Annotated in this window: 22 protein-coding genes; 8 read left to right on the forward strand and 14 right to left on the reverse strand. The window is 66.8% G+C overall.

The window, feature by feature from the left end; genetic code table 11:
- The first annotated feature begins 237 nt into the window (after positions 1-237).
- Positions 238-732 carry a hypothetical protein gene (locus J2805_RS17970; RefSeq protein WP_309978639.1) on the forward strand — a complete coding sequence of 165 codons (495 nt, stop codon included), beginning with the start codon at positions 238-240 and terminating at the stop codon, positions 730-732.
- Positions 733-863: 131 nt separating this feature from the next.
- Here J2805_RS17970 and J2805_RS17975 read toward each other — a convergent pair whose 3' ends face one another.
- The 5 genes from J2805_RS17975 to J2805_RS17995 all read right to left on the reverse strand — a co-directional run bounded on the left by J2805_RS17975 (position 864) and on the right by J2805_RS17995 (position 7,420).
- A complete protein-coding gene (locus J2805_RS17975; RefSeq protein WP_309978641.1) occupies positions 864-1,520 on the reverse strand; it encodes a response regulator transcription factor in 657 nt (218 codons plus the stop codon).
- Positions 1,517-3,358: a sensor histidine kinase gene (locus J2805_RS17980; RefSeq protein WP_309978643.1), complete on the reverse strand. Its 1,842-nt coding sequence runs from the start codon at positions 3,356-3,358 to the stop codon at positions 1,517-1,519. Before J2805_RS17980 ends, J2805_RS17975 begins: the two co-directional genes overlap by 4 nt.
- Before the next feature lie 208 nt (positions 3,359-3,566).
- On the reverse strand, positions 3,567-5,114 hold the full coding sequence (locus tag J2805_RS17985) for an HNH endonuclease signature motif containing protein (RefSeq protein ID WP_309978645.1): 1,548 nt from the start codon (positions 5,112-5,114) through the stop codon (positions 3,567-3,569).
- A 139-nt stretch (positions 5,115-5,253) separates the two neighbouring features.
- A complete protein-coding gene (locus J2805_RS17990; protein WP_396134415.1) occupies positions 5,254-5,862 on the reverse strand; it encodes a response regulator in 609 nt (202 codons plus the stop codon).
- 64 nt (positions 5,863-5,926) lie between these two features.
- The gene (locus J2805_RS17995) at positions 5,927-7,420 is read right to left on the reverse strand and encodes a sensor histidine kinase (protein WP_309978649.1); all 1,494 of its coding nucleotides are present in this window, start codon (positions 7,418-7,420) and stop codon (positions 5,927-5,929) included.
- Positions 7,421-7,679: 259 nt separating this feature from the next.
- Between J2805_RS17995 and J2805_RS18000 the strand changes: the two genes are divergently transcribed.
- Both J2805_RS18000 and J2805_RS18005 read left to right on the forward strand, forming a co-directional pair.
- On the forward strand, positions 7,680-8,153 hold the full coding sequence (locus J2805_RS18000) for a sensor histidine kinase (RefSeq protein WP_309978651.1): 474 nt from the start codon (positions 7,680-7,682) through the stop codon (positions 8,151-8,153).
- Between the two features lie 96 nt (positions 8,154-8,249).
- On the forward strand, positions 8,250-9,620 hold the full coding sequence (locus J2805_RS18005) for an LssY C-terminal domain-containing protein (RefSeq protein ID WP_309978654.1): 1,371 nt from the start codon (positions 8,250-8,252) through the stop codon (positions 9,618-9,620).
- Between the two features lie 96 nt (positions 9,621-9,716).
- Here J2805_RS18005 and J2805_RS18010 read toward each other — a convergent pair whose 3' ends face one another.
- A complete protein-coding gene (locus J2805_RS18010; RefSeq protein ID WP_309978656.1) occupies positions 9,717-10,649 on the reverse strand; it encodes a threonine/serine dehydratase in 933 nt (310 codons plus the stop codon).
- A gap of 1 nt (position 10,650) precedes the next feature.
- Entirely contained in the window at positions 10,651-11,448 is a 798-nt protein-coding gene (locus J2805_RS18015; RefSeq protein WP_309978658.1) for an IclR family transcriptional regulator domain-containing protein, read from the reverse strand.
- A 306-nt stretch (positions 11,449-11,754) separates the two neighbouring features.
- On the opposite strand from J2805_RS18015, the gene J2805_RS18020 reads away from it, so the two are divergent.
- Complete coding sequence (locus tag J2805_RS18020; protein WP_309978660.1) at positions 11,755-13,083, forward strand: MFS transporter; 1,329 nt, start codon at positions 11,755-11,757, stop codon at positions 13,081-13,083.
- 65 nt (positions 13,084-13,148) lie between these two features.
- Here J2805_RS18020 and J2805_RS18025 read toward each other — a convergent pair whose 3' ends face one another.
- Entirely contained in the window at positions 13,149-13,646 is a 498-nt protein-coding gene (locus J2805_RS18025) for a hypothetical protein (RefSeq protein ID WP_309978662.1), read from the reverse strand.
- 9 nt (positions 13,647-13,655) lie between these two features.
- Positions 13,656-15,602, reverse strand: coding sequence for a primary-amine oxidase (locus J2805_RS18030; RefSeq protein ID WP_309978664.1), 1,947 nt, complete (start codon positions 15,600-15,602; stop codon positions 13,656-13,658).
- Between the two features lie 123 nt (positions 15,603-15,725).
- On the opposite strand from J2805_RS18030, the gene J2805_RS18035 reads away from it, so the two are divergent.
- Both J2805_RS18035 and J2805_RS18040 read left to right on the forward strand, forming a co-directional pair.
- Entirely contained in the window at positions 15,726-16,322 is a 597-nt protein-coding gene (locus tag J2805_RS18035) for a TetR/AcrR family transcriptional regulator (RefSeq protein WP_309978666.1), read from the forward strand.
- 125 nt (positions 16,323-16,447) lie between these two features.
- Entirely contained in the window at positions 16,448-17,407 is a 960-nt protein-coding gene (locus J2805_RS18040; RefSeq protein ID WP_309978668.1) for an AraC-like ligand-binding domain-containing protein, read from the forward strand.
- A gap of 32 nt (positions 17,408-17,439) precedes the next feature.
- On the opposite strand, the gene gdhA is transcribed toward J2805_RS18040, so the two are convergent.
- Positions 17,440-18,777 carry an NADP-specific glutamate dehydrogenase gene (gene gdhA, locus J2805_RS18045; RefSeq protein WP_309978843.1) on the reverse strand — a complete coding sequence of 446 codons (1,338 nt, stop codon included), beginning with the start codon at positions 18,775-18,777 and terminating at the stop codon, positions 17,440-17,442.
- Positions 18,778-18,983: 206 nt separating this feature from the next.
- Here gdhA and J2805_RS18050 point away from each other — a divergent pair, with 206 nt between their 5' ends.
- The gene (locus J2805_RS18050) at positions 18,984-19,637 is read left to right on the forward strand and encodes an AmiS/UreI family transporter (protein WP_309978670.1); all 654 of its coding nucleotides are present in this window, start codon (positions 18,984-18,986) and stop codon (positions 19,635-19,637) included.
- On the opposite strand, the gene J2805_RS18055 is transcribed toward J2805_RS18050, so the two are convergent.
- The gene (locus J2805_RS18055) at positions 19,614-21,089 is read right to left on the reverse strand and encodes an APC family permease (protein ID WP_309978671.1); all 1,476 of its coding nucleotides are present in this window, start codon (positions 21,087-21,089) and stop codon (positions 19,614-19,616) included. The genes J2805_RS18050 and J2805_RS18055 overlap by 24 nt on opposite strands.
- A 260-nt stretch (positions 21,090-21,349) precedes the next feature.
- Between J2805_RS18055 and J2805_RS18060 the strand changes: the two genes are divergently transcribed.
- Positions 21,350-22,759 (forward strand): aldehyde dehydrogenase family protein, encoded by a 1,410-nt coding sequence (locus J2805_RS18060; RefSeq protein ID WP_309978673.1) that lies wholly within the window; start codon positions 21,350-21,352, stop codon positions 22,757-22,759.
- Between the two features lie 108 nt (positions 22,760-22,867).
- Here the strand turns inward: J2805_RS18060 and nagB are convergent, their stop codons facing one another.
- From nagB to J2805_RS18075, 3 genes are read right to left on the reverse strand one after another with little or no spacing between them, the layout of a single operon-like run.
- Positions 22,868-23,671 (reverse strand): glucosamine-6-phosphate deaminase, encoded by an 804-nt coding sequence (nagB, locus tag J2805_RS18065; protein ID WP_309978674.1) that lies wholly within the window; start codon positions 23,669-23,671, stop codon positions 22,868-22,870.
- The gene (locus J2805_RS18070) at positions 23,652-25,028 is read right to left on the reverse strand and encodes an N-acetylglucosamine-6-phosphate deacetylase (RefSeq protein ID WP_309978676.1); all 1,377 of its coding nucleotides are present in this window, start codon (positions 25,026-25,028) and stop codon (positions 23,652-23,654) included. The genes nagB and J2805_RS18070 overlap by 20 nt, the downstream gene beginning before the upstream one ends.
- Positions 25,018-26,292, reverse strand: coding sequence for a PTS transporter subunit EIIC (locus J2805_RS18075; RefSeq protein WP_309978678.1), 1,275 nt, complete (start codon positions 26,290-26,292; stop codon positions 25,018-25,020). Before J2805_RS18075 ends, J2805_RS18070 begins: the two co-directional genes overlap by 11 nt.
- Positions 26,293-26,444: the final 152 nt, after the last annotated feature.

Genomic DNA, 26,444 nt, shown 5'->3' on the forward strand with positions numbered 1-26,444 from the left:
CGCCGAGAGTTGATGCCTTACGCGTTTAACCCTATTAAGCCCGGAAATAATAAGCAAGCTGATCATGTCCGCCGGATCGCTGGAACCGCCCCGGCATCCGCAGGCGCAAAGCCGCACGGCACAAACAGTGCTAGCACGGAAGTCACGGGCAGGACCCCGCGCGCACCATGGAAACACCGGATCAGGAGAGCATCCCGGAACCGGAAACCACCCCACCCCCAATAGGAGCAAGAACTCATGTCCATGACCGCCGGAACAAGGAAGTCCCGTCCCTCCCGCGCCAAGATCGCGCTCGTCTCGGCAATGACGCTGGGACTGGCCGCGGGTGGCGTCGCCCTGGCCGCACCCGCCCAGGCCGCCACTACCAACTACGCCTGCCAGGTGGTGCCGCTGAAGCCCATCTTTGCCGGATTCAATTCCTCCGGCACCAAGCTGGTGGACTACCGGGTCAACGTCTACTGCGCAGCCAACCGTTCCGTCTACATCGAGCAGCAGCGCTGGGAGAGCGACGACTGGCCCAACGGTGACGACCACCTCGGCAACTCTGCGTTCAGCCGCTACCTCGGCCCCGCCAACGGCTGGCACACCATCCACAATGTCCGCACCCTGACCAACACCGAGATCGGCAACGAGGAGGTTTACCACAAGGTCCGCCACCAGGAAGGTGCCAACGGTGTCTGGTCGCCGTTCACCGGCTGGACCGGCAGCGGCACGACGTCGATGTCGAACTAGCTCCGTCGAACCAGCTTCGAACCAGGCCCTCGAATTAGCCCCCGTCGGGGACTAGCAGGGCGACCAACCAGCTCTACGTCCAACCAGCCAACCAACCGGCGGCAGCCCCGAAAAGGGCTGCCGCCGGTTTGCTACTGCTGGCGCAGGTAGGTGAGGACGGCAAGGACCCGGCGGTGGTCCTCGGGTTCCGGCCGCAGCCCGAGCTTCAGGAAGATGCTTCGGATGTGGGCTTCCACCGTCCGCTCCCCCAGGAACAGGGTCTTGCCGATTGCCTGGTTGGTGCGCCCCTCCGCCATCAGCTCCAGGACATCCCGCTCCCGGCTGCTGAGCTCGTCCTCGCGTTGCTGGCCGTTGTGCGGCCGGGCCACCATGCGGGCCACCAGTTCAGGATCGACGGCGGTGCCGCCGGCCGCCACGCGGTGCAGGGCATCGATGAAGTCGTCAATGTCGGAGACCCGCTCCTTGAGGAGGTAACCGAGCCCTTTTGCTCCGTTCCCGAAGAGCGACATGGCGTTTTCGGTCTCGACGTATTGGGACAGCAGCAGCACCCCCGTTCCGGGCTGGTCTCGCCGGATGGAGGTGGCGGCCTGGATGCCTTCGGTGGTGAAGGTGGGCGGCATGCGGATGTCGACGACGGCCACATCGGGCCGCAGGGCGGCAACGCACTCCAGCAGTTCCCGGCCATCCGCGGCCTCGCAGATCACCTCGAGCCCTTCGGAACTGAGCAGGGCGGCAAGTCCCCGGCGGAGCAGCGCCGAGTCGTCCGCGATGGCTACACGCAGTGTCATGGCATGTCCTCCATTGGATCCGCCGCGAACGGCAGCGTTGCAGCCACGGTGGTTCCGTGGCCTGCCGGGCTGGTGACGGTAAGGGACCCGCCCAGCGCCGCGGCCCGGTCGGCCAATCCCAACAGCCCGCCGTCTGCGCCTGCGCTGGCACCGCCGATCCCGTTGTCCGTGACGTGCAGGCTGAGTTGGGCTTCCGTGCCCTTGACCCCGATCAGCAGGGTGGAGGCACGGGCGTGTTTGGCCGCATTGGTCACGGCCTCGGCGCAGATGAAGTACGCCGCGAGTTCCACAGGCGGCGGAGGCCTTTGCGGCAGGTCGACGTCCAGCTGGATGGGCAGCGCGGAGCGCTCCGCAAGCGCCGTGAGCGAGCCGGCCAGGCCCCTTTCCCGCAGGGACGGCGGATAGACGCCCCTCGCCAGTTCACGCAGTTCGGCCAGGGCAACGGCAAGCTCGTCACTGGCGTGGTCCACCAGTTCCTTCATCTCCGCGGGATTCGAGGCTCGCCTCGCCCTGGCCAGGTCCATGGATACGGCGACCAAACGCTGCTGCGCACCGTCGTGGAGGTCCCGTTCCAGCTCACGACGCCGGGCGTCCCCGGCGGTGACGATGCGCTCCCGGGAGCGGCGGACTTCGATCAGCTGGTCGCGCAGCTGCTGCTCCATGTTCTGGTTGTCCAGGGCCAGGGACGTGGCGCTCCGCACGGCGGCCAGCAGCTGCGGCTGGTCCCTCAGGGCTTCGTCGAAGACCAGCGCCCCGACGGGAGCTCCGTTGCGTTCCAGCACCATGGCCGCCCGCCCGGAACCGTCCTCCGGGACGGCGCGGGGCACGCCGTCGTCGTCCACGAATCCCGACAACGCGGGCGACCACCGCCACAGGCTGAGGGAGGGGTCCCGGACCGATCTGCGCAGGGCGCGGATGAGCCGGTCGCTGACCGGCGCCATGCCGATCTCCACCATCAAGTCGCTCAGCGCGCCGCGCGCGAACCGGTACCGCCACAGGCCCAGCAGGACGGCGAGCGGCACCATGGCCGTCGCCGGGTACTGCCACAGCAGGGCCTCGTTGGACAGCGATCCCGTCAGCTGGACCACAGCCAGGGTTGCCCAGACCGTGGATGCCGTCTTGATGATCACGGCCAGCCACAGCGGCAGGAAAGCAGCCCGGTACGCGGACGACCCTGATCGCCAACGGGAAACCAGGACGGCCACAATGGCCAGGCCAACGCCCACCTGAACAATCCTGGCCACGTCCCCGATGGCGTTGGTGAGCTGCGGACTGTCCCACAGCAGCAGCAGGTTCCGGGACGTGGACTGCCCGGCGGCGACGTGCAGCCGAGGATCAAAAAATGCCCAGCTGGCGGCCGCGATGACCGCCCAGGCGGCAAAGAAGAAGACCACCGCACCGCGTTCCGCGCGCGAGCGCAGGACTCCCGACGGGAAGCTCAGGGCCAGCTGCAGCAGCGGCGGCTGGTACATCAGCGTCAGCCCCACACCCACCGTAAACAGGACCGGATCACTGGACCGCCGCACGCCGGCCGCCAGCCACAGCAGCCCGGCGACCACCAGGAGCAGGCCGGGATTCCGGTTGGGCCGGGTCTGCCATGCCGTCACCCCTGCCAGCACAAAAGCCAGCCCGACGGCGATGAAGAGGGTGAGCTCGAAGACGGAGAAGGGGGCCCGGTCAGGGTTCTCGCCCCAGCGGATGACCCCCTGGGCGTTGAGGACTCCCAGGGTCCGCGCCGGATCCTGCAGTGCCGCAGGCGCCCAGTCGATCGAGATCAGCACCAGGGCCAGGACGCCCACGGTGGCAGCCACTACCAGTACCAGTTGCTTGGGAGTCACGGTGCTTCCCTCCGCCAAGCTTAACAATCCCACCTCACCGGGTGTCCGGCCAGAGTTCGAAGCCAGAGTTCGAAGCCAGAGTCCGACGCCCTAATCCGACGCGCGTCCCCTCGGATGGGCCCTCAACTGCCGTGGGCATCCAGCTGCAGCCAAGGCAGGGCGGTGACCCGCCACGAAGGTGATGCGAGCAGCCAAGGCAGGAGCGATCCTAGGCCGCTGTGAATACCGCCCAGTCGGGCAAGGGATCCACCGGTAGAAGATTCACAGGCGGTGGCGGGTCCAGGTCCGCTGAGCCCGCGGGGCTGGCCAACGGGTCCATCAGCTCCGGCCAGTCGGGTGGTTCCCAGTCCTGTTGTTCGCTGGGATAGCTTCGTCCGGCAGGTGAGGTCCAGCCGGGTGGTTCGTGGGTGGTGGCTCCGACCGGTTTCCATGCTGTGGTGTGCTTGAGTCGGTGGTGCCTGCGGCAGGGCTGGCCGAGGTTGCTGATGCCGGTGGTCCCGCCGTCGGACCAGGCCAGGAGGTGATCGGCCTCGTTGTCCAGGGAGTAGTTGTTGCAGCCCGGGAAGGGGCACCGTCCGTCGCGGAGCCGGAGCCATTGGCGCAACGTTTTCGGGATCCGGTAGGTGCTGCGTCCGATTTCCAGCGGCGCCCCGTCGCGTGGGTCGGTCAGGACCCGCCGAAGCGAGGAGGCGCCGTCGGCTACGAGGCGGCGGGCCATGGACGGCGGGATCGGTCCGTATCCGTACAGAATGGCCGGTTCCTCGGTCAGGCCGAGGAGGGAGAAGACCGGGACGGTAACGAGGACCTGCGCGGCAGGCGACGGGACATCACCGGCCCGCCGGGAACCCGCAAGGGCACCCTCAGCCCGGTCAGCGCCCTCAGCCCTGTCGGCACGGTCAGCCCAGTCAGCACCCTCAGTCCCGTCAGCTGCGGTACCGGCCGTGAGGAACAAGGTAGCGGCAACGTCGGCCCTCAGTTGGGTGAGGGTGCGGTGTTCGGAGGGTCCTTGGAGGGCGCGTGCGGCGGCGCTGGTGCGGTCCCAGATCCCGGCCGCAGTGTGGGCGGGCAGGTAGGCGGAGAGCCAGGCCATGCCGTCCCGGTCCGGGATGTATTCCAGCCGCCGGTCCGCGGCACTTTTGCGGTGGCGGGTTTCGATGCTGACCGGGTGGTGCCGTTCCCGCCAGGTGCGGGCTTTGGCACGGAACCGTCCGGGCGTCAGGTCCCCGACCGGGCAGCCACGCGCCGGGCCCGCCGCGGCGGGGTCCAGGAAATGCGCCTCCAACGCAGCGGCCGCGGCGGGTTCCAGCCCGGTGGTTTCATCACACATCACCCGCGCATGCGGCCAGGACACGGTTCCGGCCTGCAGCGCGGCCAGCGTCAGCGGCAGGAGGGTGGTCAGGGCGTGGGCCTCATCCAGCAGTGCGCCGGCGCTGCGTTCGCTGATGGTCAGGGCGCAGGCCACCTCAGCGGTCACGGACATCACCTGCGCGGTGTGTTCCTGTGGGGATGCGGCCGGCGGCGCCATTGCCGCGTCGGTGCCGGCATATCCGGCGGCGCAATGAACTCTTACGGCCGCGAGCTGGGCTTCCATCCCGGCCACGCCCGTCAGCCCGTCCAGGAAAGCATCAGCCTGCTTCCGAAGCGGGTCCGCACCATCCTGGCCCGGGTACTCCGTTCTTTGGCGGAACGCCACAGCCATCGCAGCGGCGGAGGCACTGATGGCCTCCAACGTCTCCACGACTGCGCTGTCTTTCATACCCACAGCATGACAGCGGGCACCGACAATAAAGCCGGCGTCCAACAAGCCGGTGTCAGAGTTGGCAATCCTTCCAGGCCGGCGCCAGAGTTTGCGATCCTTGGAGGCCGGGGCCATAGATCAGGGCCACCGCGGATCCCTACCCCAGCAGCCGCCGTTCGTAGGCGAAGGCCACGAGCTGGAGCCTGGTGCGGAGCCCCAGCTTGTCCAGCACGCTGCGCAGATGGGTCTTGACGGTGGCCTCGGAAACGAACAGGCTATCCGCCATCTCGGCGTTGGTCAGTCCCTTTGCCGCCAGCAGGAAGACGTCGCGTTCACGCGCTGACAGCACCTCGAGGACGGAGAGGTCCGGCCCGGCGGAGGGCAGCGTGCGGGCCGCATGCTGAAATAGGTCATGGACGGAGCCGGGCGCAATCACGGAGTAGCCGGAATGGACAGTGCGGATGGCCGCCAGGAGGAATTCGGGTTCCGCGCTCTTGAGCAGGTATCCGCTCGCCCCGGCCTGAACGGCCTCCACCACCGCCTGGTCCCGGTTGAAGGTGGTGAGGGCGATGATCTTTGGTTTGCTCCCGCCCTCGGAATCCGCCTGCCGCAGGATGCGCTGTGTGGCGGTGACGCCGTCGAGCACCGGCATCCGTAGGTCCATCAGCATCACGTCGGGGTTCCGCTCCGCGGCGAGCGCCACGGCCTGTTCGCCGTCCGCGGCCTCCCCGGAAAGCTCCATGTCCGCCTGGCTCTCGATGAGCATCCGGATTCCGGAACGGAAGAGCGGCTGGTCGTCCACGAGCGCCACCGAGATGCGGCCGGCGGCATCACCCACGGACGGCCGCTTTGGGCTGTGCGCCTTCGCGGGCGGCTTCCCGTGGCGCAGCTTCCAGCTGCCTTGGGTCTTGCTGCGCCGAGTCCAATTGCGCAGCGTCCAGTTGCACCGCGTCCAGCTGCGCCGCGTCCAATTCCGCTGCATCCAGCTGCACCGCGTCCAGTGGCTCCGTGAACGGCTCCACGCCGTCCTCGCCGTCGTTACCGCCCTCACTGTCCCCTCCGCCGGCGGCTGTTCCGCCATCCCCTGCGGGGTGCAGCCCGTAGGGGACGAACGCGGTCACCCGGAACTGCTCGCCGTCGGGCCCGGCTGTTACCCAGCCTCCCGCCAAGTACGCCCGCTCGCGCATACCGGGTATACCTCGACCCACCCGCGCGGGCCCGTCGGTTTCCGGTGTTGCTGCCCCGTCGGCCAGGGCTGACGCCACATGCAGTGCAAGCCCGGGGCCGCTCCAGTCAAAGTGCACCCGCACCTCTGTGCCGCGGCCACCGTGCTTCAGGGCGTTAGTGAGGCACTCCTGGACGATGCGGAATACAGCCAGCTCCTGGCCGGCGGTCAGCCGCGCAGGAGTTCCCGATTCGCTGCGGTGGACCATCAGGCTGCCCTGCCGCATCATGTCCACCAGCGGGTCAACATCACTGAGCCGCGGCTGCGGCGCCACCATGCCGTCGTCGCGCACACCTTCGATGACGCGCTGCGCGTCCACGAGGGCACCACGGGCTGAACTGGCGATATTCTCCAGGGCGTTGAGCACGGCCCTGGGCTGGTCCGAGCTCAGGTACCGCGTGCCATCGGCCTGTGCCGCGATAACCGCCAGGGAGTGCGCCAGGACATCATGAAGGTCCCGGGCAATGCGCGTCCGTTCCTGCTCCACGATGAGGTCGATTTCCGCTTCCTTCAGGCCCGCCTGGGCAATGTTCCGGGCCTGGAACAGGCTGCCGCGCTCCTGGTAGAGGGCCAACGCGAGTCCGACGGCGGAGCAGCCGGCGGCGATGAGCGTCAGGATGGAGAAGAGCTGCCAGCCGTGGACCTGCAAGGCAACCCGGTCACCGCCGTACAGCGGGTAGAACCAGCCCACCCCGTAGCTGTACCGCCAGGAGATCATCAGGAACGTCATGGCCACGATGAAGACCGCGTTGGCCGAAACGGCAATGATGACCGTCCGCTTTGCCCCGGTCCACAGGATGAACGCCAGGGCGATGAACGATCCGATGTAAATCGCCCAGTGATTCGGGTACATCGCCGGGATGAGGTAGAAGAACTGGCCGGTCAGCAGGACGGCAGTCAGGGCCAATGAGGCGATCGGCTGCCATACCGCCACGGCGATGGCCGCCGTCATCAGCACCAGCGGCACCGTTCCCGGCCAGATGTTGAGTCCGGGCCACGGCCCCATCCTTCCCGCTTCGCCCACGCACCAGAGTGCGAAGAAAAGAACGGCCGCCACGGGGGCGCCCCAATGCCGCATTGATTTCAGAAATGGTTCCATGCCTGTCACCCTATCCACGCGCCGCGGCGCCCCCGTGACAATAGCCGCCATTTCTGCCCGAGCTCAACCTCAAAGCCAGCAGATTCATCCTTCGGGCCAATGCCCGGGCAACTTGAGCCAAATGGAACTTGAGCCAAAATTGCGCGAACCTCGCGGAGCCCCTGATTCTTTCATTCCACCCTTGAGTCATAACATCCAGGCGGGAACCCAGCACCCGTGAGAAGAAAGCATCACAGGCTGCAAGGAAGCAGGACTAGCCATGAAAAAGGCTCCAGCTGATAACGAGGTCACCGCGATCCACGGTGTCATCACCGATCAGGGTCCGGTGGATTTCCACGCCCTTGGACTCGCTGGCTGCATAGACCGGCTAGCCGCTCCGCTCCGGGACCAGGGAACCACGGTCCGGTGGGAGACACCGCACCACGGCATCGAGATTCCGGCCGGCAGTGCCGCCCTGCTCTACCACGTTGCCCAGGAAGCCCTGAGCAACGCCTTCAAATACGCGGCCGCCACCGAACTGACCGTGAGGCTCGCGGCAGTGCATCACGGCATCCGGCTGACAGTGGCGGACAACGGCGCCGGTTTCGACCGCAACGACCACAACGGCAACCGGCCGCAGGGCTTCGGGTTGCTCCTGATGTCCATCGCGGTCCACGAAGCCGGCGGTACCGCAACCGTAGACGCAGCCCCCGGCAAGGGCACCTGCGTCACGGTCACTCTTCCGCTCGATTAACCAGCACCACACGATTCTCTGGGGGAATCACCATGCATCTCAGCCCGGGCCTCTGTGCCCACGGAACGAACTACCGGCTCCAGTATCATTTTGCTCATGACCAGGCCTGCGGTGAAGGTCCCTGTCGCGGGCGTAGCGCGCCCCGCACTGGATACCGTATGGGACCGGATCTTCTTCCTGGTCGGTGGTGTCGCCGCCGTCTGGTTGACCTATCTGCTCCTTGAGCTCAGCTTCCAGTGGGGCTGGGGCCAGATCTGGTTCACGTTCATCTTCTGGGCGATGCTCGCCTACCTCGTCCTGCCCCGGCTCCATTCGATCCTGACCCGCGTCTACGTGCCCGACTACTTCATCGGACGCGCCCGCACCAGCGACGGCCTGCTCGGGGATCCGGTCAACGTCGGCCTGCTCGGCTCCGAAGCCCAGCTCCATCAGGCCATGCGGCGGGCCGGCTGGACCATCGCCGATGACGTGACCCTGGCCGGCAGCTGGCGGATCATCACATCCACGGTCCTGCGCCGCAGCTACCTCGAGGCCCCGGTCAGCCCCCTGTTTCTGTTCGGCCGCCAGCAGGACTTCGCGTACCAGCAGGAAGTGGACGGAAGTCCCGGCAAGCGCCACCATGTCCGCTTCTGGCACTGCCCGCCGGGCTGGCTGCTCCCCGGCGGCGTGGCCGTGGACTGGCTGGCCGCCGGCACGTACGACCGCAGCGTCGGCTTCTCACTGTTCACACTCCAGATCACGCACAAGATCGACGAACATACGGACGATGAACGGGACCACATCGTCAAGACCATTTCCGACGCCGAACCGTCGGCCGCCGTCCGGGTGATCCGGGACTTCTCCACCGGGTATCACACCCGCAACGGCGGGGGCGATGAAATTGCCACCGACGGCGATCTGCCCATCATTGACCTGCGCGGAACACCGGCGCCCGGTGTGGCCGTTCCGCGGCTCACGAGCGACAGCCGGAACAGGCGCCCCGCCCCCACCATCATCGGCGCCGCTCTCGTCGCCGGCCGCGCACTGGCGGCGGCGGCCCTCGCCATGTCCATCGTGCTCTTCCCGGCCGAACACCTCGAACCGCTGCTTCAGTCCGGTGGCGGCTCCGCCGATGGCTCCGGCACCCGCCTCACCCCCGGCCAGGCGCAGCTGGTGCTCTACGCCGGCCTGGCCGTGGTGGTGCTCTTTGCCCTCGCCGAGCTGCTGCTCGCCTGGCTCGTTTTCCTGGGACGCAACTGGGCCCGCACGCTCACTATGGCCGTGAGCACCGCCGCGATCTGCCTGCAGGTCATCGACGTGGCGAACGGAGGTCCAGGCATCACCCTGCAGACCAACCTCCCGGGCCTGACCCTGGACATCCTGCTCATCCTGGCCCTGTCCAGCCAGCGGTCCCGCGTCTACGCCCGCCGAGACCGCAAGGAGCCAAAGCGGATCTCCGCCCGGCCCGGGGGCCGGGCAGCGATCTGACCGTAGCAGCGGGAACCCCGCGGTCATCAGACAGGGAAATTCGGACGTCGGTATTCCGACGGTGCTAATCAGACGGGGCTAATCAGACGGGGCTAATCAGACGGTGGAAGGGTCGGTGTTGGCGCCGCACAGGATCACAGCTACGCGTTCACCGTCCGCCGGGACATAGGCCCCCGAGGTCAGCGCGGCAAAGGCGGCCGCCGCGCCGTGCTCCACCACCATTCGGTAATCGGCCCAGAGCTGCGAGCGGGCGGCGACAATCTCGTCGTCGGACACCAGCACGCTCTTCACGCCGGTCCTGACGGCAACCTCGAAGCCGATCTGTCCGATCCGCCGCGCCCCGAGCGAGTCGGCGGCAACGCCTGAGACAGCGACATCCACCGGCTCTCCCGCCTTCAGCGCGGCGTGGAGCGTGGGAGCCGCGGCGGGCTCAACGCCCACCACATTGGCCAGCCCCTCGACGGCGGCCGCGATCCCGGCCATCAGTCCCCCGCCGCCCACAGCCACCAGCACGGTGTCAACGCCATCCAGCTGTTCCAGAAGTTCCGAACCGACGGTGCCCGCCCCCGCGGCGATTTCCGGCTGGTCGTAGGCGTGGCAGTACACGGCACCGGTTTCGGCGGCATACGCGACGGCAGCATCGTAGGCGACCGCATATTCAGCGCCGCGCTGGATGACGGACGCCCCGGATTCCCGGAGCTTCTTCACCTTCATGGCGGGCGCGGTCTCGGGGACAAAGACGGCGGCCGGCACACCGGCCCGGGCCGCGGCATAGGCGTTGGCGAGGCCGGCATTGCCGCCGGACGCCACCACGATGCCCACGTCCTCCTTCAGCTCGCCCCGTTCACGGCAGGAAAGCACGCGGTTGAACGCACCCCTGGCCTTGAACGTCCCGGTGTGCTGCATGAACTCGCACTTCAGCCAGACATTCCCGGGGAAACTCCCCTGGTCCGCTTCGATGACGGGCGTGCGGCGCACCAGCCCGGCAATCCTGGCAGCAGCTTCATCGACGTCAGTGCGTGTGATCATTTCATCCCCGGGTGGCAGTGCTGTGTGGTTCGGTGGCGCGGCCGCCGTAGTCGTGGCCGATCTGTCGGGCGGCGTCCTGCAGGAGCGGCACGACTGTTTTTTCGATGGCCTCCGCGGGCGCCCGGTGGGTCTGCAGGGACACGTTGACGGCAGCAACGACGTCGTTTCCGCGCCAGACCGGAACGGCGACGCCGCGGAGGCCTTCCTCCAGTTCCTGCGAAACCATGGACCATCCCTTGGCGCGGGCCTGTTCCACCTCGGCCTGCAGCTGCTCGAGGCTGCCGATCGAGCGCTCGGTGAACCGCTGCAGCTGGACGGAATCGAAGTAACTCCTGAGCTCGGCCTCGGACAGCGCACCCAGCAGCACCCGCCCCATGGACGTGGCCCAGGCGGGAAACCTGGTGCCCACACTGATGGAAACGCTCAGGAGCCGCGGTGACGGGACGCATGCGACATAAACAACGTCTGTGCCGTCAAGGATGCACAGCGACGTGGTTTCGTTGAGGTCCGCGGCCAGCGATTTGAGATGCGGCTCCGCGATCCTGGGGAGCGCCAGATTTGCCAGGAACGACTGTCCAATGTCCAGCGACCTGGGCGTCAGTTCGAAGTAGGCGCCGTCGGCGCGAAGGTAGCCGAGGTCTGACAGCGTCAGCAGGAACCTCCGGGCGGAGGCCCTGGTCATGTCCGATTTCGCGGCCACCCGGGAGACGGTCAGGCGGGGCTCGTCCGGGGAGAAGGCCCTAAGCACGTCAAAGGCCTTCTCTACCGACTTCACGAAGTACGCGGGTTGCTCCGCCATGGAATCGCTCGCCCTCCCTGAAGCTCACCTTCGGCCCCACAGGCGGTTGGCTGCAGGCTTATTCCGATCATATCCGGATAACCCCAGCGGACTCCGCGGGCCTCGTCCACCGCCTGAGGTCAGCCTTCCCCGGAGCGCGCCCCGACGAGGCGCTGGCGCATGGCCGTCGTAGAGGCGTTGTGAGGCGCCTCACTCTGCGGTACGCTATTTCGTAATCGCATACCGCACAGCTGTTCGCAATGCGCACAACTGAGATTGCTTCCCATCAGCCCATCACCCGTCTTTCAGTGTGGAAGGACCATCAGAATGACCAATCTTGCAACCGCCGCAGAGGCCGCAGAGACGCAACGCAGGCTCAAGCGGGCCAGGAAGGCCGCGCTGGCCGCCTTCCTTGGCGGCGCCCTTGAGTACTATGACTTCTTCATCTACGCCACGGCGGCATCGCTGATCTTCTCGAAGATCTTCTTCCCCTCGGGTGACCCCACCGTTGCACTGCTCGCCTCCTTCGCCACCTTCGGCGTGGCCTATGTGGCCCGTCCCTTTGGTGCAGTCTTCTTTGGGCACCTCGGCGACAAGATCGGCCGCAAGGCAACCCTGGTCCTCACCCTGGTCCTGATGGGTGCTGCCACATTCCTGATCGGCGTCCTGCCGGACTTCAACACGGCCGGCTACTGGGCGCCCGCCCTGCTGGTGCTGCTCCGCCTCATGCAGGGCCTCTCGGCGGGCGCTGAAACCGCGGGGGCCTCGGCCCTGACCACCGAGGAAGCTCCCACAGGCCGGCGCGGTTTCTTCGCCAGCTTTGCCATGAGCGGCATTTCCTTCGGCATCGTGCTGGCCTCCCTGGCGTTCCTTCCGGTGGCTGCCATGAACGAGGCGGACCGGCTGGCGTGGGGCTGGCGGATCCCGTTCTGGCTCTCCGTCATCGTGCTGTTCGTGGCGTACATGGTCCGCCGTTCCCTCGAGGAACCCGAGGTCTTCGAGGAGAAGCACGATCACGGCGAACTGGCGAAGCTCCCCTTCGCCAAGATGTTCAAGACCCACCCGGCCCAGTTCTTCCAGGTGGCCCTGATGTCCTTCGAAACGGTCACGAACACCTTTATGCAGTCCTTCGGCCTGGCCTACGCCGTGTCAGTCGGGGTTCCCGCCTCGACCATGCTGTGGGTCAGTATCCTGGGCAACGTAATCGCCATCGCCACCCAGCCGCTGATGGCCGGGCTGTCGGATAAGTTCGGCCGGCGCCCTGTCTTTATCGCCGGCGTACTCGGATCCGGCGCCATGATCTTTGTCTACTTCTCCGTTATCTCCACCGGCAACATCCCCATGATCTTCCTCGCCAGCACCCTGATCACCGCCGGTACCTATGCCATGTCCAACGCCATCTACCCGGCATGGTTCTCCGAGCTGTTCAACGTCAAGGTGCGGTACTCCGGCATGGCCATCGGGCTGCAGGTCGGCATCCTGTGCGCCGGCTTCACGCCGCTGCTGGGAACCGCACTGGTGGGTGCAGCCAAGGCCAACTGGGGTCCGGCAGCCTGGATCGTGGCGGCATCCTCGCTCCTCGCTGTTGCCGGAGCACTGTGGGCCCGCGAGACCCACAAAACGCCACTGCGCGAACTGGGCAACCCCGTCCCCTAGGGCCTCGGTGGTTGAGCCTCTCGAACCCGCGGGTTTTGAGAGGCTCAACCACCGGGCCTGCAACGTCACAGGCGGCGGAGGCGGGCCAGCAGCGTCGCGGCGAGCAGCGCCGTCGTAATTTCCACGGCGATGACGGCCAGCAATATTTCAGCCCCGGAGCCTGCTGCGGATCCGGCGGCTGCTGCCGCCGGCAGGGCGGCCGCCCCATGGCTGTGGCCGGACGCCCAACCGGCCCCGCCGGCCGGACCGGCCCCGTGGCCGGAACCTGCACCGCCCATCAGCAGGGCGGCATGCAGCACCGTCATTGCCAGGCCGCACGCCATCACCTGCCGCAGGGCACCCGGCCGGCCGTCCCGCCAGATATGCACGGCGCACGGCAGGCAGACTCCCACCATGGCGAGCATCAGCAGGTTCAGCCAAAGCCCGTGATGGCTGCCCGCGACGAGCCAGAGATGCACCACGCAGGATCCGGCAGTCGCCGCGGCAACAATGCGGGGATGAAGCGCCGGCCGTAGCCCGGGGTTGGGGACGGCGGTGCGGCCCCATCCCCGCAGGACTGTCATGGCGTTGGCCTAGCCGTGGCAGTGTCCGCCGGCGGCAGGCTTCGGGCCCGCGGGCACGTCCAGCACCGGGCTGCGGTCGAAGAAGCCTTCCGGGCGGAGCTTGAAGCCGACGGTGTCCACCGGCATGATGGGCCAGTCCTCGATCCGGGGAAAGTGGGTCAGCCCGAAGGTGTGCCACACCACGATGTCCTGGCCGTCGATGTCGCGGTCCTGTGCGATGTAAGCCGGCAGTCCGGCACCGCCGGAATGCTGGTTCACGAAATCCCCGGTGGGGTAACGCTCGTCCTCCGCGAACCGGGTCACCCACAGGTCCTTGGTGGCGAACGCCGCCCGGCGGGCGATGGAGGAGTCCGGATCCGCGAGCAGCGTGGGCTGGCCCTGGGCGTGCAGCTTGTAGCCCACGGGTTCGCCCAGCCGGTTCCGCGAGTCCGGGTTGGAAATGATCCAGGTCCGTCCGCTGCGGGCGTCGGCTTCCCGGGCGGCTTCGGATTCCCGGGCCAGGACAGTCCGCTTCCGCGAGAATGCGTTGCCGCGTTCGTTGCCTTCACCCATGAGCTGCCGGACCACGTCCTCCTCCTCCACCCGGTTGGTGAAGCCGTCGATGGCCATGTCAAGACGGGCGCTGAAGAGGTGCTGGTGGAAGGGCGCTCCCAGCCCAGGGGCGAGCTGGGAGATATTGTCCGATCCGCCGTCGGGGAAGGCGCTGGTGAACACGACGCCGGTGGCTTTGGCCTCGAACTCGATAGTCCCGTCGAGGTAGAGGTACCAGTAGAAGCCGTAGTCGTAGTTGCCGATGGTGGTGAAGAAGGAGATCACCAGGCGGCGGTTGCGGCGGGTGTAGCTGATGCCGGACCAGAGGTCGCTGTGCTTGGCCAGGATGCCCCAGTCCTCCTCGTGCATGCAGATACCGTTGCGGATTTCACGCGGGTTGCCGAACGCGTCGCTGATCACCGGGCTGAGGTACGTGATCTCGCCGAGGCAGTCGCAGCCGAGTTCCAGCGAGTTGGCGTACTGGCCCACCAGGTATTCGCCGGTGTCGAAGTAGTTCTGCCAGGACCGGATGGGGGACGGGTCGCCGTACGGCACCACCATCTCGGCAATGGACGCGCGGTTGATGATGGGACGCTTCCGCTCACCGTCCTGGAAGGCGAGGTTGTGCAGCACCACGCCTTCGCGGACGTCGAAGCCGACGTCCACGCTCCATTTTTCCCACTCCACGTGGTTGCCGCCGGTGACCGTGAAGCTGGGTCCCTCAGGCTGGGTGATGCTGATGGGCTTCTGCGTGGTGCGCAGCGGGCCGGTCAGCTCCGGATCGGTGTAGTTGCCGTGTTCGGCGGGAATCGGCATGGCTCCGAGATCGATGACCTGCGTGACTTCCTTGCTGACGACGTCGACATACGCAACCAGCCCGTCCACCGGATGCGCCCAGGCGCTGTCCTCTGGAAACTCCTGCACAAAGGCCAGTCCGCGGAGGATGCGGCGGCCCCTCTCCTCGGGGTACTCGAAGACGCCGGCGGACAGCGGTGCAACCCGGACCTTGCCGACGTCGAGCCCGCGTTCCGCGAGGGCTTTGAGCCACCGTTCGTCGGCCGCCAGGAGCTGCTCGACGACTTCGAACTCCTCTTCCAGGACAGGCAGTTCGCCGGTAGCGGCGGTGTCGAGTTCGACGGCGGAGGTCACCACGCCGTTCGAGACCGAGACAGTCACGTCCAGGGGACGCCCGCCGGACACATCGTGGATGAACACGCGGAAGCGGCGGTCCGCCGCGTTCGACTCCGCAGTCGGGGATGCGCCCCGGGCCGGTTCCAGCAGGCCCAGGTAGGCAATCCGCTTCTCCGGGCCAAGCAGTCCCCCGGCGCGAAGGATGCCCTGGACCTCGGTGATTTCAGCGCCCGTCACCAGACTGAACGGGGTCAGGCAATGCGGCGTAAGCGTGTCAGTTGGGGAGGGTGTCATGACGGCCTTTTGTCCGGGACCTTGGCAGGTCGGATTTTTATTTTCTATAGTTGTAGAGAATAAACCGTCCGTAAGATGGATCACAAGAGTTCGACATAAAAAAGTTTCCGGGGGAGCGCCAGCGTGCCAAAGATTGTTGACCATGACGAGCGTCGCCTGGAACTGGTGGATGCGACCTGGCGGATCATCGCAAGGCTGGGCATCGAAGGCGCCACCATGCGGGAGATCGCGCTTGAGGCCGGCTTCGCCAACGGCGCCTTGAAGCCGTACTTTCCCACCAAGGACACGCTGCTGACGTTTGCCTTCGGGCACGTCTTCAACCGGACGAACGAGCGGATCAGGCAAGTGACCGCAGGCAAGGCGGGAATCCCTGCACTGAAGGCGTTTTGCGTCGAGGTGCTGCCGCTGGACTCGGAGCGCGTCAACGAAGCGCGGATTGTTGTTCCGTTCTGGCAGAAGGCCATCAATGATCCGGGGAAGGCTGCCATCCACCGCGAGTCCATGGAGCAGTGGCACGCGTCCATCCTTAGCTATCTGGCCGAGGCCAGGGCTGCCGGCTCCGTCAGGGCCGCCGTCGACGACTCCGCCGTCGCAGGGCACCTGCTGAACATGCTGCTCGGCGCGCAGATAGCCGCCGCCCTTGCCCCCGAAGGTCAGGCCGATCCCGGTTTAGGTGACCAGCTGGACGCCTTCCTGACGCTGCTGGCGGCCGGAAGCTGATCTTTTTTCCACACATGTCGAAAAAAGATGACACGTGGGCGCTTCGGCGCTAACCTGAGATAACTGTGTCGCAGGACACAGTCTTGGGGACTACATACAGATGGCCGTCCGGCGTCAGGAACACCATGTCTGCAACTACCGCCCGTCCCGCGGGCCAGGACCTCACCTCCAACGTGGCGACGTCGTTTGACCACTGGAGGCACCTCGTGGCGGAGTCCTTTGTGCCGCTGGCGGCGGAGACCGACCACCCCGACACTTTCCGCGGCCGGATGAAGTCCAGGGTGCTGGACCGCATGTGCATCGTAGAGGTCTCGGCCACGTCCCACAGCGTCCACCGCACACCGGCCCTGCTTGCGCAATCAGACCAGCGCTATTTCAAGCTCAACCTGCAGCTGGAAGGCACCGGGCTCCTCATCCAGGACAACCGCGAGGCCGTGCTGCGCCCCGGCGACCTCGCCATTTACGACACCAACCGGCCGTACACGCTCGCGTTCGAAGAGCAGGCACGGATGATGGTGGTGATGTTTCCCCACGACGCGCTGGCCCTGCCGCCGGATTACGTAGGCCAGCTTTCCGCCGTCTGCCTCGCGGGCGGCAGCGGCCTGACCGGCATCGTTGGCCCGTTCATTGCCCAGCTCGCGGCCAACCCCGAGCTTCTCAGCGGCCCCAGCGGGTCCCGGCTGGCCGCCAACGCCCTGGACCTTGTCTCAACCATGCTTCATTCCGAGCTGGACATGGCGGCGGACAGCATGAAGCCGAAGGTCCTGCTGGCCACGTCGGTGCGGGAATACATCGAGGCCAACCTGGCCGATCCTCAGCTGTCACCCGCCAGCATTGCGGCGGCCCACTTCATCTCCACCCGGCATCTGCACAACATCTTCCACGAGTCGGGCGCCACCGTGGCCAGCTGGATTCGAAGCCAGCGGCTTGAGCGCATCCGCCGCGACCTGAGGGACCCCTTGCACACGGGCACATCGGTGGGTGCCGTCGCCGCCTGCTGGGGATTCCTGGACGCGGCGCATTTCAGCCGCTCGTTCCGGGACGCTTTCGGTGTATCACCGAGCGACTGGCGGCGCGGCGCCTAGCCGGCACGGCGCTCGCTGCCGCGGCGCCCGGCCTAGATCAGGCCCTGGGCGAGCATCGCGTCGGCAACCTTGACGAAGCCGCCGATATTGGCGCCCAGCACGTAGTTGCCGGGCTCACCGTATTCATCGGCGGTCTGGGCGCAGAGATCGTGGATCCCCACCATGATGTCCGTGAGGCGCTGCTCCGTATGCTCGAATGACCAGGAGTCACGGCTCGCGTTCTGCTGCATCTCGAGGGCGGACGTCGCCACTCCGCCCGCGTTCGCCGCCTTGCCGGGAGCGAACAGCACGCCGGCATCCTGGAATACTGCCACGGCTTCCCGGGTGGACGGCATGTTCGCGCCTTCGCCGACCGCGAGCAGGCCGTTGCGGACCAGCCGGGCGGCAGCGCCGCCGTCGAGCTCGTTCTGCGTGGCGCACGGCAGCGCCACTGTGGCGTCCACGTCCCACACGGACCCGGCCTCCACATAGGCAACGCCGGACCGACGCAGCGAATAGTCTTTGAGGCGTCCGCGTTCCACTTCCTTGATCTGGCGAAGCAGGGCGACGTCGATTCCCGCCTCGTCCACGATGTAACCGGAGGAATCGGAGCAGGCCACCACGGTGGCACCGAGCGCCTGCGCTTTCGCAACGGCATTAGTGGCCACGTTTCCGGAGCCGGAGACCACCACGCGCTGCCCGTCGAAGGAGGAGCCCCTGGTCTTCAGCATTTCCTCGATGAAGATCACCGTGCCGAAGCCCGTGGCTTCGGGCCGCACCAAAGAGCCGCCCCAGGAGATGCCCTTGCCGGTGAGGACACCGGATTCATACCGGTTGGTAATGCGCTTGTACTGGCCGAAGAGGTAGCCGATTTCCCGGCCGCCCACGCCGATATCCCCCGCCGGCACGTCAGTGTATTCGCCGATGTGGCGGTACAGCTCGGTCATGAACGACTGGCAGAAGCGCATCACTTCGGCATCGCTGCGCCCGCGGGGATCAAAGTCGGAGCCGCCCTTGCCGCCGCCGATCGGCATGCCGGTGAGGGCGTTCTTGAAGATCTGCTCGAAGCCGAGGAATTTCACGATGCCCAGGTACACGGACGGGTGGAACCGCAGGCCTCCCTTGTAGGGGCCAAGCGCTGAATTGAACTCGACCCGGAAGCCGCGGTTGATCTGCACCCGGCCGGAATCGTCGGTCCAGGGCACCCGGAAGATGATCTGCCGTTCGGGCTCGCACAGCCGCTCCAGCACGGCACCTTCAAGGAATTCGGGGTGCCGGTCATGGACGGGACCGAGGCTTTCAAAGACCTCGGTCACAGCCTGGTGGAACTCGGCTTCTCCCGGATTCCGCGCCAGCACCGTGTCCCGGATAGCTTCCAGCCGTGCATCCATCATGATTCCTTACGTCGAACCGGGCGCGGAAAATTCTCCGGCAAACGTCGCGCCCGCACCATTTTATTGAAACTTCAACATACCCAATTGTGACTGCGTGGGTCACGCATGGCCAATCGGCCTTCCGCTAACCTCCGTATTGTGACATTTGATTTCCATGAGACGAAAATTGAGGCATCGGTTCCCGCTCTGGCGAGGGACTTCTGATGGCCCATATTTGCCTGCTTCTCTCCGGTGCAGCGCTGCTTATCAACGGGCTCGCGACGCTCGGGCACCTCCCCCGCCGGGACGCGGCGGTGTTCAGCCTGGTCATCGGCATTATTCAGGTTGCCCTGGGCGTCACCTATTTGGGTTCGGCCTCTTCCGGCATCAACGACGGCGGCCCGCAGCTGCTGCTGGGGGCCGCCGGGATGTTCCTGTTCGGGCTGACCTATGTCTACGTGGGGCTGGATCATCTGCTGGAGCTGGGCTCCAAGGGACTCGGCTGGTTCTCCGGGCTGGTGGGCGCGTGCGGACCCCTGCTGGCTGCGGCGTGGGCCGGGGAGGATCCGTTCCTGGCCGTCCTGTGGCTCTGCTGGACGTACCTGTGGATGCTGTTCTTCCTTCAGCTGGCGTTGGGCTTCGCCCGCCTGGCGCCGCTGGTTGGCTGGTCCCTTCTCCTCACCAGCCAGGCATCGGCCACGCTGCCGGCATTCATGGGACTGACGGGCAACTGGCCGGGCGAACCGGAGGTCGCCGCGGGAGCGGCGGCATCCCTGCTGGCGCTGTTGCTGCTGGCAGGCGGCCTTGCGTGGCGAGGCCGCCGCAGCGTGCCGGATGCCGCCGGCGGAGGCGTGTTACCCCACGAACTCAGGCTCTAGGCTCCGCGCCCGCTTCTCCACCCGGATCTCCACCAGCACACCGGCCAGGAAAATCACGGGGACAGCTACCAGCAGCCCTACCGCCGTTTCGGCGCTTCCGCCGATCAGGGACGTGAAGTTGCTGACCACCAGGTAGAGCACCCACGCCAGCAGTACCGAGGCCAGCATCGGGGCGATGAAGGTCTGCCATTGCTGTCCGGTCACGCGTTCCCGGCGGAAATAGCCGACGACGGCGAGGGAGGACAGCATGTACAGCACCAGCAGTGCCGCGACGGCAAGGCCGCTGAACCACGAGAAGAGCGTCAGCACCGGGTCCAGTCCCAGCAGCGCAAACGGGGCCACCAGCAGGGCGGCGACCGCCGTCTGGATCCAGGCAGCGGCGGCAGGGGCGCGGTGCTTGTTGGTCCGGGCGATGACGGCGGGCAAGGAGCCGCGCAGCGCCAGTGAGTGCAGGTAGCGGTTGATGCCGTTGTGGAAAGCGATGATGCCGGCCAGCAGGGACGTCACCAGCAGGACGCCTGCGGTGACCCCTGCCCATGGTCCGAACATTTCGACGATCGGGCCGATTACGAACGAGGTCGCGTCCCCGGATTCCAGTGCTGCCCCTGCTGCGTCGACGACGTGGGACGGGCCGTAGAAGCTGACCAGCATCCAGGTGATGAATGAAAAGAAGACGGCGATGATGCCCACGGACAGATACGTGGCCCGCGCCACGGTCCGGTGCGGGTCCTTGGCCTCCGCTGAATAGATGGCCGTCGACTCAAAGCCGAACATGGAGGCCACCGCGAACATGATGGCAACGCCGGGGGCTCCGCTGGCGATCGCTTCCGGCGCGAACGAGGCCGCGAGGTCCAGCCCTTCCGGGCCGCCACCCTTGAACAGGACGGAGAACCCGAACATCAGGAGAATGGCCACCTCCAGGCCCACCAGGACAGCGAGGACGCGGGCGCCCAGCTCGATGTTCATGGAACCCAGGACCTGGACACCCGCCATGGTGGCCAGGGCGAGCAGCCACCACGGAACGGTCAGCCCGGCGGATGCCAGCAGGCCGGAGAATGCCGCTCCGTATAACCCGTACATTGCCGCCTGCACCGTGCTGTAGGCCAGAAGCGCGAGCCACGCCGCCCCGGCACCGACCTTCCGCCCGAACGCTGCCGTGACGTAGGCGTAGAAGGCGCCGTTGGTCTGCACCTTGCGGCTCATCGCCACAAAGCCGACCGCGAAGACCACAATGACGATGCCGACGACGAGGTAGGCGCCCGGGGCGCCGGCACCGTTGCCGAGCGCGGCCGCCAGGGGTGCTGCTCCGACGATTCCGGTCAGCGGGGCCTGCGCGGACAGGACAAAGAACAGGATGCCCAGGACTCCGATGCTGCCGGCGCGCAGTGCTGTGGAGTGTTCCTGGCGGGACCCGGTTTCTGCGGTCCGGGATTCGGGATTCGAAATACTCATTGGATCCTTCTAACGGTCATTGAGTGCTGGGAGGTGAGTGAAATCCAGCATGGCAGCGGGCTCCGGATGTGGTTTGTCCCACAGCGATCAGTTGTTGTTCCTGAGCGCAGTCACACTCACGTGGTCCCGTTCCGTTCGCTCCCGCACAACAGCTCTTCACGGAAAGACAAGACCCGGGACGCCCGCCGGAGCACGCTTGAAGCAGCGCTGTTGGGCCGCACCGGCCTGCGGTCCCTGACCTACTCGAAGTGGAGTACCCCATGGAAACTTACGACGCCCTGCTGGCCTCGATCACCCCTGACGCCGGCGAAACCCGGACCATCATTGACCCCGCCACGGGCACCGCCGTCGGCGAAGCGCCCGTGCACACCATTGAGGACCTGGAAGGGGCCATCGCCGCCGCGGCGGCCGCGCAGCCGGCGTGGGCCGCACTGGGCCACGACGCCCGGTCCGCCGCGCTGCTCAAGGCGGCCGACGCCGTCGAACGCTCCGCCGAAGAACTCGCCCGGCTGCTCTCCCGCGAGCAGGGCAAACCCCTCAACGGCCCCAACGCCCGCTTCGAAGTCGGCGCCTGCGCCGCCTGGCTCCGCGCCGCCGCCACCACACCACTGGCCCCGGAAGTCGTCGTCGATGACGGCGAGACCTACGCCGAACTGCACTACAAGCCCATCGGCATCGTCGGCGCCATCGGCCCGTGGAACTGGCCCATGATGATCACCATCTGGCAGATCGCCCCCGCCCTGCGAATGGGCAACGCCGTGGTGGTCAAGCCCTCCAAGATGACCCCGCTGTCCGTCCTGGCCCTGGCCAAGGTGCTCAACGAGGAACTTCCCGACGGCCTCCTGAGCGTCGTCTCCGGAGACCGCGAGGTGGGCGCCCGCCTGGCCGAACACCCCGCGATCGGCAAGATCATGTTCACCGGTTCCACCGCCGCCGGCCGGTCCATCATCAAGTCCTCCGCGGACACCGTCAAGCGCCTCACCCTCGAACTCGGCGGCAACGACGCCGGCATTGTCCTGCCCGACGCCGACCCCAAAGAGATTGCAGAGGGGTTGTTCTGGGGCGCGTTCATCAACACCGGCCAGACCTGCGCGGCGCTGAAGCGCCTCTACGTCCACGACGACATCTACGACGCCGTCTGCAGCGAACTCACGGCTGTGGCGAAGGCCATGCCGATGGGCGTCGGCCTGGACGAGAACAACGTTCTGGGCCCGCTGCAGAACCGGGCGCAGTACGACGTCGTGGCCGGGCTTGTTGACGCCGCCCGGGACTCCGGCGCCCGGATCCTGCTCGGCGGGAACCCGGACCCGGACCGGACCGGCCACTTCTACCCCGCCACCCTCGTGGCCGACATCGACAACAGCAACCCGCTGGTGGCCGAGGAACAGTTCGGCCCGGCCCTGCCGATCATCCGCTACAGCACCGTGGACGAGGCGGTCGCCATGGCCAACGCGCTCGACGTCGGACTCGGCGCCTCCGTCTGGTCCCCCGACCTCGCCGAAGCCCGCAAGGTCGCCGCCCGGATCGAAGCCGGCACCGTCTGGATCAACAAGCACGGCGCCGTGGATCCCCGCGTCCCGTTCGGCGGCGCCAAGCAGTCCGGCTACGGCCTGGAGTTCGGCGTCGAAGGCCTCAAAGCCGTCGGCGTCCCGCAGGTCATCAACGGCTAGTCGTAGCTGTTGCAAAAAGTCCGAGGCTTGTCCGCTGCACCTGACCTTGAAGGTTCGGTAACGCGGACAAGCCTCGGGTTCATGCTGCCCGTTATCTGGACAAAACTCCTAGGCCGGCTGCAGCCAGGGCCGGGTGGGTGTTTGGCCCAGCTGGTCGTTGAACTCCTGGGCGTCCCGGTAATACTCCAGCAGGCTCAGGCCGGATGCGGCAGCGGGATCCAGGATGACCACGGCCCGGCGGTGCATCTGCAGCACGGAGGCGGGGCAGTGTGCGCTGACCGGGCCCTCCACCATGGCCCGGACGGCATCGGCCTTGTTCTCCCCCATGGCCACGAGCACCGCGAGCTTGGCTTCGCGGATGGTCCCGAGTCCCTGGGTCAGGCAGAGCCGCGGAACGTCGCCCTCCGGGAAGAACCTGGCGTTGTCCGCCCGGGTGGCTCCCGCCAGGGTCTTCACCCGGGTACGCGAGACCAGGGATGAGGTGGGCTCGTTGAACCCGATGTGGCCGTTGGCGCCGATGCCGAGGATCTGGATGTCCACGCCGCCGGCGGCCGTGATGGCCGCGTCGTAGCGGTCGGCCTCTGCGATGAGGTCCGCGGCGTCCCCCTGCGGCGTGATGAGCTGCTCCAGCGGCAGGTCCACGTGATCGGCAAACTCGCGCCGGATGGTGGAGTAGTAGCTCTGGTCGTGCTCGGGCGGCAGCCCGGCATATTCGTCCAGGGTGAAAGCCGTCACCTGGCCGAAGCTGAGCTGTTCTTCGCTGTGCCGCCGGATCAGTTCCTGATACGTGGATTTCGGCGAACCTCCGGTGGCCAGCCCCAGGACGGCCGGCCCCTGCCGGACCCGGGCGTCGATGATGTCGGCTGCCCTGCCCCCAACGTGTTCCGCGGACTCACAGAGAATAATCTGCACGCGCATTCCTTTCCTGCGTTAGTGGTGTGCCGGCCCGGTAGGCCTGCAACAGTTCAAGTTTTTCGGTGGTGACCAGCACATCGGCGCGGAACCCTGCGGCTAAAGCACCGACTCGGGCGGAACCCGGTTTGTCAGTTCCCGGCCGGTCCAGTCCCATCAGCCGTGCCGGGGCTGCCGAAGCCGCGGTGACGGCGTCGGCCAACGGGATACCCCAGTCAACGCAGCGCCGGACGTTTTCCAGCAGCAGGCTCGTTGCCCCGGCGATGGCCCCGGGATGGGCACCATGCCCGGGGGTGACCAGCCGGGCCACACGGTCCTGGACAAGCACGTCCAGGCTGCCCAGTGTGTAGTGGCCGTCGGACATACCCGCCGCGGCCATGGCATCCGTGATCAGCGCAATCGAGTCCGGACCCACCAGGTTGAAGACCATGCGGACGATCTCCGGGTCAAGGTGCACGCCGTCGGCAATCAGCTCCAGGACCATCCGGTCCGGTGACTGCCGGGCGGCCTGCAGCAGTACGGGGATGGGTCCCGGCGTGCGGTGGCCCAACGCCGGCATCCTGTTGAACAGGTGCGTGGCCGACCACGGACCGCCGCCCTCGGCACCCCCATGGGCCGCGCGGCCGGCCGAACCGTCGGCACCGCCATCGGCACCCCCGGACGTTTCCGTCAGGACCCATCCCGCCAGGGCTTCCCGCATCACGGCCGCCGTGGCGTCGGTGTGGCCGAGCGACGGGACCACCTGGTACTCCCGGCACAAGGCTACGAGTTCCGCAAAGTGGGCGGTTTCCGGTGCCAGCGTGATGGACCGGACCGTGCCCTGTCCCGCCTCGAGCCATTCCTTCAGGAGCCCCGGGTGGCCGTCGATGATGGCCGCCGGATCCTGCGCCCCGCACATGCTCTTGGTGATAAACGGTCCCTCGAGGTGCAGGCCGGCCAGCGTTCCGTCCCGGACCAGCTCCCGCAACACGGCAATCTGCTCCAGCAGTACAGCCGACGGCGCCGAAACGAGCGAGGCGAGTACCGACGTCGTACCCTGCGAGGCGTGGAAGCCCGCGGCGCGACGGGCGCCCTCCGCATCCGCGGAGAACGTGTGCCCCACGGCACCGTGGCAGTGCACGTCCACCAGCCCGGGCAGGATCAGCGGCACCTGCGTCGTTTCGACGTCGACGCCGTCGGGCAGTTCCGCCGTCGGGCCGCACCAAAGGATGCCGTCCCCGGCGATCACCACGGTGCCGTCGTCGATTACTCCGTCGCCGCTCCGGCCGGTGACGAGGCGCCCCCGCAACCCCAGACCACCGCCGGCGCTGCCTCCCAGGCGCTGGCCTGTCCCCGGCACGCCGGGATCAGCTCGCATCTGCTTTGGCCATCGAACCGCTCTCGTCAGTCTCATCTTCGCGGCCCATGGTCCGCAGGTTCCAGCGCCGGATCACGAAGCGGAACGTCACGTAGTACACCGCCGCGTAGCCCAGCCCGATAGGAATCAGCCAGAGCGGATTTTGGGCGATGCCGAAGTTGAGGACGTAGTCGATGGCGCCCGCGGAAAAACCGAACCCGTGGTGGATGCCCAGGAAGTTGACCAGCATCATCGACGTTCCTGTCAGGACGGCGTGGACGACGTAAAGCGGCCAGGCCACGAACATGAACGAGAATTCCAGCGGTTCGGTGATGCCGGTGAGGAAGGCCGTAAGGCCGGTGGAGAGCATGACGCCGCCAACGATCTTCTTCTGGGACGGCTTGGCTTCGTGCCAGATGGCCAGTGCAGCCGCCGGCAGGGCAAACATCATGATGGGGAAGAACCCGGTCATGAACACACCGGCGGATGGGTCGCCGGCAAAGAACCGGTTCAAGTCGCCATGGACGCCGTTGTAGTCGCCGATGATGAACCAGACGATGGAGTTCAGGATGTGGTGCAGGCCCAGCGGGATGAGCAGCCTGTTGAGGGTGCCATAGACTCCGCTGCCCACCACGGTGTTATCCGCCACGGCGTTGCCCACCGCTGTCAGGCCGGTGTTGAAGAACGGGTAGATGAGGGCCATGACCACGCCGATCACGATCGCGGCGAAGGAGGTCAGGATGGGCACCAGCCGGCGGCCGGCGAAGAATCCGAGCCAGTCCGGCAGGGTGGTCCGGTGGAATTTCTGCCACAGCCACGCTGTGGTCAGGCCCATCACGATGCCGGCGAGGACACCGTAGTTGATGACGGGATCCTTGCCGCCTTCCGGAGCGGCGCCCAGCACCAGGGGTGCCATGACCTTGAAGACGTTGGTCAGGACCAGGAAGCCGACGACGGCGGCAAGCGCCGTGGACCCGTCACCCTTCTTGGCAAAGCCAAAGGAAATACCGACGGCGAAGAGCAGCGGGAGATTTTCAAACAGGGCACCGCCGGCCGCGCCGATCACCTGGGCAACAGTGGTCAGGCCTTCGAACCGTCCCAGCAGGTCGTCCTGGCCGAGCCGCAGAAGGAGCGCCGCTGCGGGGAGGGCGGCGATGGGGAGCATGAGGCTGCGCCCAAAGCGCTGCATGTTCTGCAGCGCTTTGCCGCTGCCTTTGGTCTTTCCCGGGGACTGTTCGGCCAGCGGGCCGGCCCCGGCGGAAGCGGACGGGTTTTCCGTGGACATGTTGTTCCTCGTTTCGAAAAGGGGTGCTTGTGCGGGGATGCGGGATTCAGTAGAGTTTTGCTGACTGGTTATAACCAGTGACAATGATCACTGTGAAGTGCATCGGGCTCTGTTGTCAACCTCAGGCAGGAAAAAAGGCCTCCGGAGCCCGC

The organism is Arthrobacter oryzae (genome assembly GCF_031454875.1).
Taxonomy (GTDB): domain Bacteria; phylum Actinomycetota; class Actinomycetes; order Actinomycetales; family Micrococcaceae; genus Arthrobacter; species Arthrobacter oryzae_D.